We start from the raw sequence: 16,473 nt of genomic DNA, 5'->3' as shown, positions 1-16,473 counted from the left end.
CTTAGTTCTTTTTCAGGAAGCTACGTATGCTGGCCTGCTGTGCGGCCTGCATCGTATCTTTCTCTGTGTTATGTAATTGGTGTTCCAGGGCAATCATTGTTTGCGAAGGCGCTGTGCTGAGTGCAGCCAGCATCTGCTCAAACCGCGCTATGCCCCGCTGCACAAACTTCCCGCTGTAGGCATGCTGATCATACAGGCATTCGGCCGAAAGCCCCTGGCTGTCTGATGTAAAGTGTATCTCCATACTAAACTTCCTGCTCATAGCGGTATGAAGTGGACGAACATTGATGTCGGGCGGCGTTATAGCTGCATCCCGGTAATGACCTTCAAAATCATCTATATGAATTTCCAGCACACCTCTTCCTGCCACTTCTTCCGCAGCGGCGGGCACCCATTGCGCCACATATCTTTCAGGCTGTTCCAGGTAAGCGGTACACTGCGCCTGTACATGTTCTATCAGGTCGGATATATGCGTATATAACTGCTTGTAAATGGTGAATGGCACTACGTTCATGAATAAGCCCACCGTGTGATACCATGCGGGATCAAAACGGCCATGAAGGGGTGCAAACACCGTCAATACCGGTTGTGCCGCATCATCCATAAAAGCCAGCGCCTGCAGACCAGTGATCAGTGCAAAGGGAGATACTTTGTATTGTGCAGATAATTCCGTGATGGTATCACCTGAATATTTATGAAATATCTGCCGGAAATATCCCGTGCCCCGTTCTCCGGTATTGTCAGCCTGCCGCTCTTTTAACAGGCAATGCCGGGCCAGTGCAGCCCTGTCTGTTTTAACGGGCATCAACCGGCTGATGCTATGGGCATATTTACTGTAGGGCGTGATCTCCTTAATTTCAAATGCTTCCCTGTAGCGATCCAGGATGGTTGTGATCAGCACCTTAATACTCCAGGCATCGGCAATGAGATGATGCAAAACAAAGGTGAACACATATCGCTGCTGTTCCTGTTGCTGCAAAAAGAGGAGGCATACAGGATCTTTCTCCGGGTTCATTTCCACGCCCGAGCCATCTCCATATTGTACCTGGCTTTCATGGACAGGGAAGAGCTTATACTGTAGCCCCTCGCCTGACACACGGAAACGGCATCTCAGCATACCATGTATTTCCAGCACATGAAAAAGCGCATTCCGGAAACGTGCTTCATCCAGCGGGCCAGTCAATTCAAAAGCACCCTTCATCAGGTATTTTGCACCGCCGTTTACTTCCATATCGGCCCATATGCGCTGTTGCATAGGTGTAGCATAGTGCCATTCAGTCTCCTCTGCATACATTTCATCAGGAAGTTCGCCTGCTTTCTGGTCCAGCAGCAGCGCCAGTTCCTTCACCTGCGGATGCCTGTAAAGGTCTCCCAGCGTGACAGATTTTCCCGCCGTCTTGTAGATAGCAGAAATAAGCTGGATCGCACGCAGACTGTTTCCACCGGCCGCAAAGAAATGCGTATGCCGGTCGGCGTTTATATGCAGCAATCCTGCATATAACATGGCTATCGTCTCCTCACTTTCAGATACAGCTGCAGCTGTTTCCTGCTGCCCCTGCGTAAATGGTGATGGCAGGTGGGCGGTATCTTTTTTTCCGTTACTGGTAAGTGGTATAAAAGGCAGGGGAATAAAGAACCCTGGCACCATATAAGCCGGCAATACCTTCCTGGTATACGCCATCAGCATGTCGCTGTCGCAGGCAGCGTCTTCCGTCACCACATATGCCACCAGTACGGGATGTGCAGTCCCTTCAAATGCCCTGTATACAACTACGGCATCTTTCACCAGGTGGTGGGCGGTGAGGCAGTGCCGGATATCTTCCAGCTCTACCCGGTTGCCATTGATCTTTACCTGCTCGTCCTTTCTTCCTGCAAAAGCCAGTCTGCCATCGTCGAGCCAACGTACAAAGTCCCCCGTACGGTACCATGTCTCCTCTCCAGCTTTATAAAAACGTAATGCGGTTTCTGCGTCGTTATTGTAGTATCCTTTCGTCAGCCCGATCCCCGTGATGTGCAGTTCTCCCGTTACACCGGCAGGCACCGGCTGCTGATCGGCATCCAGTACTCTGACCTTTACATTGGCCATTGGCATCCCGATCGGCATCAGGTGATCAGTGGGATAGATGCGGGTGAAAGTGGTGCAGATCGCATTTTCCGAAGGACCATACGCATTGAACAACATATGCCTGCCGGCCAATGCAAGTCCTGTTCTTTCCGGCAATGCTTCTCCCGCGGCAATGAGCACACGTAATGTTGCCGGCAGGTAAGCAGGCAATGCCGACAGGTAAGCAGGCGGAATTGTGGCTACCGAAATCCGGTTCTGTGCGAGCCAGTCAAGGAATACATACTGGTTATTGATAAGGTCAGGAGCAGCGGTATATAAAGCGGCCCCGGATAGTAAGGCCAGAAATACTTCCGACAGGGACGCATCAAAACCCGGCGATGAGCACCACAGGCAACGATCATCGGGGCTTACACCAAAGCCTTCAACCTGGGCGCTGATGGTATTTAACAAACCGGTATGTGATATGCTGAGGCCTTTGGGCTTACCGGTAGAACCGGAAGTGAAGATCATATAGGCCGGCGCCTCACCTGTAATACAGGTTGCCGGATTATCGCGGGTTGTAAACACCGGCGTAAGCACCGCGACATCTGCCAGCTCATACGATTGTCCGGAGGTATTCAGCACTACCTGTGCGCCGCACTCCCTGATGATGGACAGCACCCGCTCTTCCGGCAATTTCGCATCTATAGGCAGGTATATCGCACCCCGGTGCATGATGGCCAGCATCGCTATGATGGTCAGTTCATTGCGGGCGGCAAGCACAGGTACGATCTGCCCGGGCAGTATACCGCCCATGCCCATCGTAAGCACTTTTTTAAACAATGCCCGATAAGTCACTGCCCCGCCCTGGTCAACAATAGCGGTGGCATCCGGGTATTGCTGCGCTACCTCGCGGAAGCGGGAAATGATCGTATGCGCAGGAGGAATATGTACAACAGGTCCTGTGCCACAACTTGCCCATTGCGCCACTTCACCGGAGGAAAGCATACTCACTGTACCCAGCGCCTTGCCCGGGTGCTCCAGCAGCTGCCCTGCCAGGAAAAGACAATGCCTTAATAACTGGCGGATGAAAGGCTCTTCATAGCTATTCCTGTCATAGTCAATGCTAAGGGCCAGTTCATCCCTATGTTGGGAAAAGTTAAAGGCCAGGCCTACTTTGGCCTGTGTATACCCTTCACAGGGCAGCTTTTCCAGTCGCAGCCCATTCGTTTCAATGACAGCGCCCTGCTGCCGTTCCTGGAAGTTCACCAGCACATGGAAGAGGCTATCGCCCGAAACGCCGTGTATCCCTGCCAGTTCCTTCGCCAGTAATTCGTAAGGGTATTGCTGATGTTGGAGACCGTCTACCAGTTGACGGCTCCAGCTATCTGTCAGCTGATAAAAAGAAGCCTTGGGATCCATTTCATTTCTCAACAACAGCGTATTCAGGAAAAATCCCACCTGCTGCAGAAACGCTTCATGCAGGCGATTGTCCACCGGTATGGCGAGCACCCTGTCATTACCTCCACCGTAGCGGTATAACAACATATCTACGATCGACAGCAATAAAGAAAAGACAGTGATCTTTCTTTCCTTTGAGAAGGCTAATATCTTAGCGGACAACACCTTTCCCAATGTGATGCTGTAAGTACCTGCTACATCACGCTGCCGTCCTGCGCCATTGACAGGAACAGTCAGCGCCCCTGCAGGCAAAGGATCTTTAAATTGCTGCAACCAGTAATCACGGGCTGCCCTATCCCGTTGCTGGCTGTTCTGCCATGCGGCATACTCTTTATACTGCAAACCGGCAGAACCGGCATTCCCCTCCGGCTGATCATATTCCTGCAGCAAATGCTCCAGCAGGATCTCTTCCGACAAACCATCGGCAATGATATGATGCAGGTTGATCAACAGCAGCCATTCTTCCTCCGCCAGCTTATACAGCGCCACCCTGTACAGGGGCAGCGTATCCAGCGGGATATGCAGCTGCGCATGCTGCCGGCATACGGCTTCAATATCAACAGGACCTTCCTCATAGTGGCAGACAAACTTCGTATTGCCGTGGATCACCTGCCGGGGTATACCATCCTCTCCGCAAACAAAGGTTGTACGTAATGATTCAAAACGTTCAATCACCTTTTCAAAGGCGCCTGCAAAACGTGGTACAGAAAAGGGACCCTGTAAACGGTAAGCGGCCGGCATGTTATAGGCGGTAGAGAAACGGACGCCATGATGTTCTGTCCAGATACGGAGCTGCTGCCCGGACAATTCATATGACTCCTGCAAGGGAAGTGCAACAGGATCGTTTAAATGGGCTTTTTTAGCCTTTAGAACCATTGTTGCCTGTTCGGACAACACCGGACAGTCGAAAATATCTTTCAGCGAAAATCCGGCCTTAAAATGCTTATTTAAGCGAGCTACCAATGCCGAAGCCTTGATGCTTTGTCCGCCGGCAGCAAAAAAATGGTCATGCCTTCCTACCTGGTCTGCCTGCAGCAATTCCTTCCAGATAGCGGCTATCTGCGCTTCCGTCTCGTTGGCGGGAGCTTCATAAGGTATTGTATCTTCTTTGATGGTTAAGCTATGGGATAACAGCGCCTGGGTATCCACCTTCCCGTTTACGGTAAGTGGTATTTGCCGTACCCTGTAAAAATGTTGCGGCACCATATATGGCGGCAGCTGCGCTTTCAGCAATGCTGCCACCGCTGTAATGACGGCATCCCCCTCGAAGAACAAGGCCAGTGCGGGGTCCTCACCATGCAGTTCTGCCAGCACCTGTGCCGCTTTTACGCCAGGGATATTTTGCAGATGGTATATGATCTCTTCTGTTTCTATACGGTAACCGCGGATCTTCAGCTGCTGGTCTATCCTTCCCAGGAACACCAGCTCTCCCCCGGGCAATTGCCGCGCGAGGTCGCCTGTTCTGTAGAGCAGGCGATCATTATCCGACAACACGAATTTCTCATCTGTCAATACCTGGTTGTTAAGATAGCCCATGGCAATACCCCTGCCTGCCAGGAAGAGCTCACCGGCCAGCCCGGGCATTACCGGCTTTCCCGCATTATTGAGGATGAAGGCGTCCATGCCATCTATCGGACGGCCAATTGTGATCAGCTGGTCGTCCGGATCGATACACTTTACAATGCACCCGACGGTAGCTTCCGTAGGGCCATATTCATTGAATAATAAGATATCCTTATTCAGCCCGAACAACGTTGCAGCCTGAGGAGCCAGTAGCTGCTCCCCACCGGCGATCGCCACCTGTACAGCTGTGTGCTTCAGCCCGAGGTGTTTTAACAAACTGATATGTGAAGGGGTCAGCTTAATACTATCAACACCATACTTCCCGGAAAAACATTCCTGCAGGACCAGGTCTGTCTGCATTTCCTCCGGGAACACTACCACCTTTTTCCCCGTTGCCAGGGGGAGGAAAATGCTGGTAATAGTAAGATCAAAGGACAATGGCGTAAACCAGGGGTAATTACCGCAGGTCTTATCTTTCGTATAGGTTTTAGCGCACCAGTGAAGGTAATGCGATAGATTATTCACCGACAGCATACAGCCCTTTGGCTTCCCCGTTGTACCGGAGGTATAGATCACATAACAAAGGGCCTCTCCGTCCAGCTGCGGATATGTTATCTCTTCTGCCACAGTATCCGCCATCTTCAACAGGCTTGTTATAGAACAACCGGTGTTGTCATCTTCACTTTCAGTCAATACCAGTACGGGCGCCGCATCGTCCAGGATAGACTGTATCCTGGCAGCCGGCTGCGACCTGTCCAGCGGCAGGAAAGCAGCTCCCGTCTTCATAACGGCAATAAGTGCCATGATGACCTGTGCGCTTCTCGGCGCGCTGATAGCTACAATATCGCCGGGTAGTACACCCTTTTCCTTTATCAGGACAGCCGCCAGCTTATTGGCAAACCGCTCCAATTCGCTGTAAGTATATGTTGTATCGCCTTCCACAATGGCGAGTGCATCGGGGTATTGCCGGCAACCTGTCCCGAACAGGGTGATAAAGTCCTGCGTTGCACTTAGCGGCAGCCTTGTTTCAGCAGGCAGATCATCCGCCAGCAGATCAGTATCTGTGACCTGTTCCGGATCATGCGCAGCCAGATCAAACAGCCGCTGTAGTACACGGTCTACCTGTTCTACCGCACTGCGGCTGAACCTTGCAGTATCGAAACTCCAGCGTGTGGCCAGTCCATCCTCCGCATCGAGTATATCCAGCTGCAATGCAACGCCTGGCAGCATCACCTGCCAGTCCCTGTAATGTATAACACCGTCAGGCAATTTTATGTACTGTACTGCATAGGGCAGCGTACCACCCGAGCTTTCCTGCAAAAACTCCTGGCTGAAATATTCAGCGACTGATTGTCTTTCACTCATTAACCCGGAAATCCTGTCTATCAGTGTATTAAATCGGTCTTCCCATGTCAGCGGTAAAGGCACGAGCTGGTCGATGGGCCCCACCGTATTATCCAGTTCATCATACACTCTTCCGTTCAATAATACGCCAGGCATCACGATGTCCCTGCTGGTAAAATGACTTAATAAAACACTGAAAAGCGCGTAACAACAATCCCTTACTGACAAGCCGTCCTTTTCGGCGGCCAGCTGCAATGCCTTGCCTTTCCGCACAACAGCAGTCATTTCGTACACAGGCTTATGTGCAGTCACCTTTTTTTCAAATAAAAAAGGTATTGTCTTTACACGGTTGCTCAGCTGTTGTTTAAACCAGTCGGCGATCTCCTCCGGCTGCTGTTTTAATGTCTCTGCCTGCCAACTCACATATTGCGACCAGGATATGGCAGGCGCGGGATATTCCCTGCCGGAAAAGATACCCTGTATAGCGCCGCACAACTTAGCGATACTGTGAAAGTCGGCAATGCCAAAAGACAACTGAAGATATGCATGATAATACGCGGCTCCTTTGTCGCGGGTGGCCGCAAAAACCACCAGCTCACCTAATTGCTCCAGGTACTGTTTACAATCAGCTGAAAACGCGCCTGCATCCACCGGCTCTTTGCCGAGGAAAATATGTATATGCTCGGCTGCCGCTGTTGCAATCTCCTGTAAAGGATATATCATATCCGGCTGATATACAAAGCGGGTCAGGAGGGCATCCTGATCCTTAAAAAGTCCCTGTAAAGCCAGCTTAAGCGCCTGTACATCCTGTGCCAGTTCGCAATGGATCTGCCAGGAAAAGCTAACTGGTTGTTGCGATACGTATTGTTGAAAATATCCTTTCTGCGTTTCAGTAACAGGCAGGATGACAGCACCGGGTAAACTCCTCATTATTGTCTGATAGGTTTCATCATGATTACATTGATTTCCCGCGCACCTTTAAAGGAATTACGCCCGTGCGCTACCAGCATATTATCCATCAACAGGATATCCTTTCTTTTCCATGGGAAATAGACACATTCCTCCTGGTAAGCTGCATGGATCAGCTCCAGGTACCCGGCTTCAATAGGTGCACCATCGCCGTAATAGGTATTGAAAGGCAATTCATCACTACTGGAAAAGGCCGCCCTTATTTCAGGCGCCAGCGCCAGGAAATTAAAGAAGTATCCATGATTGAACCATACCTCCTCTCCCGTGATGGGATGTGTCCGGACTGCCGGCCTGTGCCACCTGATCTCCAGCCGGTCATCTCCTGTCCAGCTGAAGTCCTGTCCATATGTTTTGCAATGCGCTTCCACCACTGCGGGATCTTCAGTCTGGAACACCTCCTGCCATGACAACCCTATGCCCTTCTGCAGCAGCCTCCGATACAGTATTCCTTTTTCGCGGAATACATTCACCAGCTCTTCAGGCAGGCGTTGTAATACCTTTCGTACGTCGGCTACCGGTGTCTCACCTTTTTCCGACGGTTCTTTCGAACAATAAAAAGCGATCCGCAGTGGCCATGTATGTGAGTAGGACAATTCATTATGCATGTTAATGACCTGATCTGCCGGATGTTCTGTAGAGGTATACAGATGCTCCTTCACCTCTGTTCGTGGAGAAGAACGATCTTTATAAGAGAGAAACTCTTCATTAAACGCACCCATTACATCCTGAAAAGCATTCCTGTCCGGCACATCAAAGCCCCTGAACAAAATAGCGCCATACACTTTCAGGTCTTCGGTCACCTCATCCTGGTGACCAGCCAGCCAGGATCTCAGGGAGACGCCATCCATAGCAGGTGTGTACCTCACCGGGAAGCCGGGTGTACGTTCAATCAGGTCTCCGGCCAGATCAACCGGTTTTGGCTTTACATCTTTTAACGAGAATTGCTGTCGCTGAAACTGCATGAGGAGTTTATTTTGTTGTGGTCAATTTCAATAAGTTCTCACTACGGCGGCTATGCAATGCCTGTTTAGACCTGGCTGACCTTAATTCTTTCAGCTTGCCTGCCAGTACTGCCAGCGGCTCATCCCTGCCTGCTAAAGCCAGCTCCAATAGTATGGGCCAGTCGTCCAGCATCTCCTTCACCAAAGCTGCAGGATAGCGCGCCATATCATAGTGTATCTGCAGATCAATATCATCGTGCCCTTCATCAAAGCGGAACTCCATGGGATATTTCCTGGGGTCGACAGACAGTCCCTTCAAGGTGTTCACCGACAAACCACTAAAATCCCTCGAGGTATGATGCCGTTTGAGCCTGAAATTCTGTAACGATATCTCTATTTCAAAGAAGGGATACTCTTCACCAGTGCGCCGGTCCCAGCATTCGTTCTTCAATGTTTCGAAAGCGTAATCCTGTTTTTCGAACATCTCCATGAGGTGCAGCTTCAGTCTTTGCAACAGTTCTGTGAAGGTTTCTTCTTTCTTCAGCTGCATACGCAGTACCAGTATATTGAGGAAATGCCCTATCAGTTTATGCCACTTCGCCTTGCTCCTGCCGGTAACAGGCGTACCGGTGGTAATATCTGTTGCGCCTGTATAGCTGTGCAGCAGTAACTGGGTCACCGCCGTAATGATGGTGAACACACTCCCGTTAAGATCAGTGGCCAGCTGCCTGATACCGGCATAGTGCTGGCCATTGATCAGCAATGAAAACGCTCCATTTCCCGGTTCTCCGTTAGTGGTCGCTCCCGGAATATGCAGCGGCTTCACCGCTTTCACCTGTTGATGCCAGAAGGCACGCAGCGATTCATCCTGTACGCTTTCCTGCTCTTCCTGCACATAGTGCCGGTATTGCAAAGACGCAGCGCCTTTAACCGGCTCGCCCTTCATCAACGCATTGTACAGGTCTATCAGCTCATTAAAAAGTATTTCCATGGACCATCCATCACAAACGATATGATGTACGGTAATAGCTACCAGATATGCCCCTTCTTTCCTTTCATTGATCACTACCCGCCATAACCATTCATTGCCGGGACTGAACGGCTCCTGGTTATTTTGCAGCAACAACTGCTCTGCGGCACTATCATCTTCCGGCAGCGTTATCCAGGTCAGCTTAAATGGGCGCTCCTGAGCGGTTCCCTGCCAGGGTATACCGTCCTTTTCGTAAAAGACGGCGCGTAATATTTCGTGCCTTTGCGTGAGCAGGTTGCAGGCTGCCTCAAATTTATCCGGCAGAAAGCCGCCTTCGATCAGCATGGTTTCTGACAGATTAAATAAGGCCGATTTCGGTTGCAGTTGCCATGCCCACCAGATGTTCTGCTGAGCAGCAGAGAGTTTTATGTCGGGCAACGCTTGTTCTTCCGTTGCCGTGATCAGCTCTTCCTCCAGGAGCTCCATGCAGCTCTCCTTTACTGCATCCACCAGGTAGCGGATGTCGGCAGCGGTATGTGCTGTGGATACATAACAGTTCCTGCCTTCCCAGATGTAGATACCTTTGGCCAGTAGTTTATAGAACAACAGTTCGTAATTGCCTTTCAGCACAAAGCGGAACAGCGATCCAAAATGTACCATGCTCACAGGGAGATGCCTGCTTTTGAAGAAGGTGTTCAGTTCATCGCAGATGCCGCTGGTTGTTTGTTCCAGTTGCCGGTAGATGTCAGGGTTCGCTTCCAGCTGGTCCAATACATGAATGCCTGCTTCCATTGCCAGTGGATGATGGCAGAAGGTGCCGGCTACAAAAGTATTCATCACGGTAGGATGCGACTGGTCGCCGTAAGACCAGCTACCACCATCCACGGCGTCGAGGAAACGCCTGTTGCCGGCTACAACGCCGATGGGTATGCCACCGCCTATGATCTTACCATATACCGAGATGTCCGGCCTCACTTTTGTAAAGGCGCGGATGCCATTGATCGCGAACCTGAAGCCGGATATTACCTCATCAAATATCAGCGCGATGTTATGCTGCGTAGTGATGCCCGACAACTGCTGCAGGAATTGTTCCGGGAAGAAATCAGGCCTGCGGCTCTGTACAGGCTCTACCAGTACAGCGGCAATTTCTCCCGCCATACCTGCTATCACTTCCAGGTCTTCCTCGTTGCCATACCGTAATACCAGCACATCCTGGCTGACAGATGCACTTACACCAGGCGCCAGCGGCTCCCCATAAATATCTTTACCCTGTCGCGCCAGTATACCATCGTAGGTGCCATGATAGGAGCCGGAGAAGATCACGATCCTGTTCTTCTGCGTTACTGCCCTGGCCAGCCTGACGGCCACCATCACGGCTTCTGTACCCGTATTATAAAAGGCGGCACGTTCGTTGCCGGTGATGTTACAGATACGCATGGCCAGTTCTCCTGCACGCGGACTCAAAGCCCCCAGGAACAATTTATCTGCCAGTACCTGTTGTAAAGGTTGATTGACAAAAGGCGGATTGTAACCAAACAGATGTACACCAAATCCCATCGTGAAGTCCAGGTACCGGTTACCTGCTGTGTCCCATATATAAGCGCCTTCCGCTTTTGCCGCCACAGGTTGATATACCATCTCTTTCCAGCGTGGCTTGAAGCCTGCGATGTTGCGATTATTCGCCAGGTACTGACGATACTGCTGCGTCAGTTGTTTGGAGCTACTGCTTCTTTTCACCACGTCATCCACCAAAGCCTGCAGGGCCGCGTCCTTACCATCTGGTGTCAGGTCTGCCGTTATCTCCGGCGCTTTATAGGGCACAAAGGCGGCTTCTATTGCTTTTTTAACCGGCAGCGCTCCCGGTGCTGCCGCCAGCAGATACTCTTTTAATTTACCTGGTGTATTTAGTTTGTCGTAGAACAAGGACACTTCAATGTTCACCTGCTTGTCTTCCAGGATGCGTTCCCGCAGGTGCATGATCATAATAGAGTCCATGCCCAGACCAAAGAAATCATCCTCATCACCGAATGTGCCCGCGCTCATTTCTGTGATCTCCCCAACGATCCTGTCCACGTACAAGGCCACTGAGGCATCTTCCAATATTGCTGCAGGTGCTGCCTTTATTGCTTCTTCCAAAGCCTCTTCCCCTGCGCGATACAGGCTATCGTCCACCCAGAATTCCTCATGATCGAACTGGTAGACAGGAACAGGAACGCGGGTACCGCTTAAAGAATAGACATGTTCTTTTTTGCTCAACAGGAATTGCTGTGCATCTTCCTGCAACAGCGGACAATGACTATGCAGCATTCCCGGAGATACCAATAATCTTTCAGACCCTCCGGCTACCAGCGATTCCAGCAATTGTGCTGCAGCCGCCTTGTTCTCAGCAATCACCGCCACGCGTTCTTCAAAATGATCCCTGCAATGCAAAGCTGTATAGGCAATATCAGGCAATGCGGCGGATGTATTCCCGAGATACGTAACATATGCTGCGGCGAGCTTCTTCAATGCACCGGTGGAACGGGCAGAAAGCAATAAAACGGTACATTCATCGGGATGGGAGCTGTTATACGCCTGTCCTGCCGATTGCAGCACCATATGTACATTCGTGCCGCTAAACCCAAAAGAACTTACTGCCGCCAGGCGATTTTCGGCTTGCGGCATATCAGTAAGGGCCGTTGCAACTTTCACCTGTTCATGCCAGCTGATGACAGGATTAGGCTTGCGATAATGCAGGCTGGCCGGTATCTTTTTATGATAGAGGCATAAGGCAGTTTTTATCAGCGCTGCAATGCCGGCAGCAGATTCCAGGTGACCAATATTGGTCTTCACACTACCTATATAGAGCGGATGCTTCCGTTTATTTCCGGTGATATAGGCCTGTTGTAAGGCCTCTGCCTCAATAGGATCACCCAGTTTAGTACCTGTACCATGTGTTTCTATATACAACACATCCTGAGGATCTATATTCGCATCGGTGAGCACCGACTTTAAAAGTCTTTCCTGAGCAAGCCCGTTCGGCGCCGTCATTCCATTGCTGGCGCCGTCCTGGTTCACCGCTGTTCCCCTGATCACCGCCATGATATGATCCCCATCCCTCAGGGCATCATCATATCTTTTCAGCACCACAATGCCGCATCCTTCGCCGCGGCCATATCCATCTGCGGAAGCGTCAAATGCTTTACAGCGACCATCTTCTGACAAGGCCCTTGTTTTGGAAAGGGAAATATGCCCGAAAGGTGTCAGGAAAAGATTCACGCCTCCGGCAATAGCCAGGCTGGTTTTGCCGGAGCGAAGTTCCCGCGCCGCCAGATCGACCGCTACCAGGGAAGAAGAGCAGGCAGTGTCTACCACCATGTTGGTGCCGGTCAGTCCCAGCTGATAAGCGATCCTTCCACCGGCAGTAGAGATAGCATTGCCTGTCACAGAAAAGTGCGAGATGCCATTCACGTTCCCACCCGCAGCCAGATGCCGGTACTGATCGTCTGATATGCTCAGGAAGACGGCAGTATCAGTACCGTTCAGGCTCCCCGGCGGGATATTGGCTGCCTCCAGCGCCTGCCAGGTGGTTTCCAGCAGTATACGCTGCTGCGGCGACATCTGTCTTGCTTCGGCAGGATTTATCCGGAAAAAGGCCGCGTCAAAACCTTTTACATCATCAATGAAGGCGCCTTTCGTGCAATAGGATTTGCCAGGGGCGTCGGGATGTTTATCATAAAAACGTGCCGCATTCCAGCGTGTTGGCGGTACTTCCGCCACGGCGTCCTTTCCCTTGCACAGATTATCCCAGAATGCCGCTATATTGTCTGCGCCGGGAAAGCGGCAGGACATACCAACAATGGCAACAGGCATGTCCTCCTTTCTTTCCAGCGTTTCTATACGTTCTTCCGCTATTTTCAGTCTTTCGTATAACTTCTTTACCAGCTCTATACTTTCCATAGGCAATTAATATTTTTGCATTTCTTCACTAACCATTTTTAATACTTCCTCGTCACTCATCTCATAGAGGCTACTCACCGCCGTCTTAGCCGGCGGTGTCGCTGCCTTTTTAAACCGACTGTTCACATAAACAGACAAAGCAGCGATACTCGGATAATTGAACAGCATATTGGTGCTCACATTCAATCCTAATTGCACATTGATACACTGTACATATTTCACGAGCAGGATAGAGTCCATGCCCATGTCGCTGAAACTCCTGCTAAGGTCAAGCGGCTCATCATCCCCGATGGCCAGTACTTGTTTTAGCAACCTGAGTAGTTCCTGTTTTATGATATCTTCTCTTTCTGTATCATCTGCTATTAACGACAGGTCTGTCTTGCCTGCGGCCGGCGCTTCCACTACCTCCTCTGCAGGCCGCAGGTTTTCCCAGAAAGCCATGGCGCCCTGCATTTCCATCATGGCAATAAAGCGGGCGTTATCGAGGCATACATATACCAGCTGGGGAGCATCTGCTACCAGCAGCGAAGCATATACCCTGCGCACTGCCCCGGCATTAAAAGGCGGCACACCTGATTCCTTCAGCAGGTCAACGCTGTTCTCTGCCTCCAGCATCATATTGCTGTCTTTCCAGGGCCCCCAGTTGATCGTCTTTGCAGGCACGCCCCGCTTCCTCAGTTGCAGCACAAATGCGTCCATATAGGCGTTCGCGGCAGCGTAATGAGACAGCATCCCTGAGCCCCACACGGCCGCAATAGAAGAGTAAGTAACCAGGAAGTCCAGGTTCTCCAAAGGGAGACAATTTGTGATGTGTTGCAGGCCGGTGATCTTGGGCCCGGCCACATACATGATATCATCCGCAGACATATTACGTTGCAGGCAACGGCTGTTGGTACCCGCTGCATGTATAATGCCTTTCAGTACTTTCTTTTCCATACGCAGCCGGTCGCCAAAGTCGCGGACTGCTTTTTCGTCTGTTACATCCAGCTGCCGGTATACGATACGATCATTGCCTGCGCGGCCGCCGGCGCTCCTTCCGGTAACGATCACCGTACCAGCGCCCCTGTGTATCATCCACTCGGCAAGGTGTGCACCCAAAGAGCCTTTCCCGCCGGTGATGAGATAAGTTCCCGCAGGATCACAGGTAATCTCTGCCGCAGGCGACAACCCCGTTACGCCAAGCGCAGGGTACCATACTTCCTTGTTCCTGCAGGCTATTTCGCGGTAATAGGACTGTTGTACATAGTTGTCAATGAGCCCCTGATCCGGTAGTTCTTTATCGATATCCAGCACCAGCATGGCAGGGCCACGCATTTCCAGGGAGATCGATCTTATAAAGGCAGTCAGGCTGTATTGCAGTGCAGCAATATGCTCCGTACCTGGTGCATTGAAAGCCTGACGGGTAATGAAAAGTATGGTTTCCGGTATATGGTCAAGCTCTTGTACAGTTTGCAAAAAGTTCAGTAGCTGTTGATAAGCATGCCTCATGCCCTCCGCATTCGCTTCCTCCAGTGCACTGATATCATATACCAGGCAAAGGCGGTGTTGAGGCGGGCGGGGAATAAGGCTATACAAGCCGGACAAACGCCCGACTGCCAATGCGCTGCTTTTTTTATTTAGCAGGAACTGTTCCATAACAGTAGCTGTTCCTGCACTGGTTTCGATGTATACGTATTGTTGTGATGTTCGCTTCTCTTCCAGATCCACCAATGGCTTCCACTGTATATTAAAACAACCTGCAGCCGATTTGCCCGGCAGTTTTCCCAGCCAGTGAGACTTCAGCTGAAAATGAGGAGCAGGCAATTGTTTTCCGCTCTCTGCAGGCCTTGTTTCACAGGCAGTCACTATGCAGTGCGCAATAGTACCTGTAAAACCGAATGAGCTAACACCGGCGCTTATACGTGCATTATTATTATCAAATCCATATACTTCCTTATTGATCCGGAAGGGCATATGTTCCCAGTCGATATGGTGGTTAGGTTGCCGAAAATGTAAGTGAGGAGGCAATTGCCGGTGATAGATGCTCAGGCATGCCTTCATAAAACCTGCCAGTCCGGCGGCGGCCTCCAGGTGCCCCACATTACTTTTCACGGAGCCCAGCAACAACTTCCCGCCTTCCTTCCTGCTGCCGAATACCAGCCTTAGTCCTTCCGCCTCTACAGGATCGCCCAGTGAGGTACCTGTACCATGGCCTTCAATAAAGCTGATCTCTTCAGGCTGCATCCCCGCAGCACGTAGTGCATTGCGGATCACCTTCGCCTGGCTTGCAGGATCAGGCACTGTAAGTCCGCCGCTGGCGCCGTCCTGTGCCACGGCAGAACCTTTGATACAAGCGTAGATACGGTCGCCGTCTTTTACCGCATCAGACAAGCGTTTTAATATAACGGTCAGGCAACCTTCAGAGCGCACATAGCCATTTGCACTATCGTCAAAAGCCTTACAACGGCCATTGGGCGACAACATACCCGCATCAGTAAGGCTGGCCTGGAGATAAGGCGATAATACCAGGTTTACGCCACTGACCACGGCAAGCCCGCATTCATTTCTCTTCAGGCTTTCCGCACCCTGGTGCAGTGCTACGAGTGAAGAAGAGCAGGCAGTATCTATGCTCAGGCAGGGACCATGAAAGCCGTAACAATAAGAGATCCGGCCGCTGGCGCCACTGAGCGAGTTGCCGCTCCCCAGGTAAGGGTCCACCCTGTACCTTTCATCCTGCTGCATAATATGCAGGCTGTAGTCAAAAGCACTGATGCCGGTGAACACACCGGTATCGGACCCTTTGAGCGATTCAGGAGTTATACCTGCGTCGGCAAGTGCATTGGCGACCGTCATCAGCAACTGCCGTTGCTGCGGATCAATGTATCTTGCTTCTGCGGGAGAAATGTGAAAATATTCGTTATCAAACAATGTGATGTCGTCCAGCAGGCCCGCATGCGGCATTGCACGATGTACAGATCCCCCGGGATGCCCCATGCCCTGCCAGCGGGCAGTCAAACCATTGTCGGCGATGAGGTCCTCGCCTGTCAGCAATGCATCCCAGAAGTCTGCCGCAGAACGGATACCTCCGGGCAGATGACAGGCCATGCCCACGACCGCAATTTCTTCTGATAAAGGATCGCGGTTCTTCTCTTCCTGCAGTTTTCTTTCAAGGTTCCGGATAATGAGAAACGACTTCTGCAAACTGCTAAGCGCATCCTGGGATGTTGACTGGGCTGCTGTTTTCACAATAATTAATTTGATTG

At 51.1% G+C, this 16,473-nt stretch carries 4 protein-coding genes; all 4 read right to left on the bottom strand.

The window, feature by feature from the left end; genetic code table 11:
• Window position 1: 1 nt before the first annotated feature.
• Genes MYF79_RS16880 through MYF79_RS16865 form a run of 4 tightly spaced genes read right to left on the bottom strand, consistent with a single transcriptional unit; the run spans window position 2 to window position 16,456 of the window.
• Window positions 2–7,342: a non-ribosomal peptide synthetase gene (locus MYF79_RS16880; protein ID WP_247808826.1), complete on the bottom strand. Its 7,341-nt coding sequence runs from the start codon at window positions 7,340–7,342 to the stop codon at window positions 2–4.
• Window positions 7,342–8,343, bottom strand: coding sequence for a TauD/TfdA family dioxygenase (locus MYF79_RS16875; protein WP_247808825.1), 1,002 nt, complete (start codon window positions 8,341–8,343; stop codon window positions 7,342–7,344). The genes MYF79_RS16880 and MYF79_RS16875 overlap by 1 nt, the downstream gene beginning before the upstream one ends.
• A gap of 7 nt (window positions 8,344–8,350) precedes the next feature.
• Window positions 8,351–13,231 carry an aminotransferase class III-fold pyridoxal phosphate-dependent enzyme gene (locus tag MYF79_RS16870; RefSeq protein ID WP_247808824.1) on the bottom strand — a complete coding sequence of 1,627 codons (4,881 nt, stop codon included), beginning with the start codon at window positions 13,229–13,231 and terminating at the stop codon, window positions 8,351–8,353.
• Window positions 13,232–13,237: 6 nt separating this feature from the next.
• On the bottom strand, window positions 13,238–16,456 hold the full coding sequence (locus tag MYF79_RS16865; RefSeq protein WP_247808823.1) for a type I polyketide synthase: 3,219 nt from the start codon (window positions 16,454–16,456) through the stop codon (window positions 13,238–13,240).
• Window positions 16,457–16,473 lie beyond the last annotated feature (17 nt).

Source organism: Chitinophaga filiformis (assembly GCF_023100805.1).
GTDB classification, from domain to species: Bacteria; Bacteroidota; Bacteroidia; order Chitinophagales; family Chitinophagaceae; genus Chitinophaga; species Chitinophaga filiformis_B.
The sequence above is the reverse complement of the archived record's forward strand: the minus strand, read 5'-3'. Positions and strand labels throughout refer to the sequence as shown.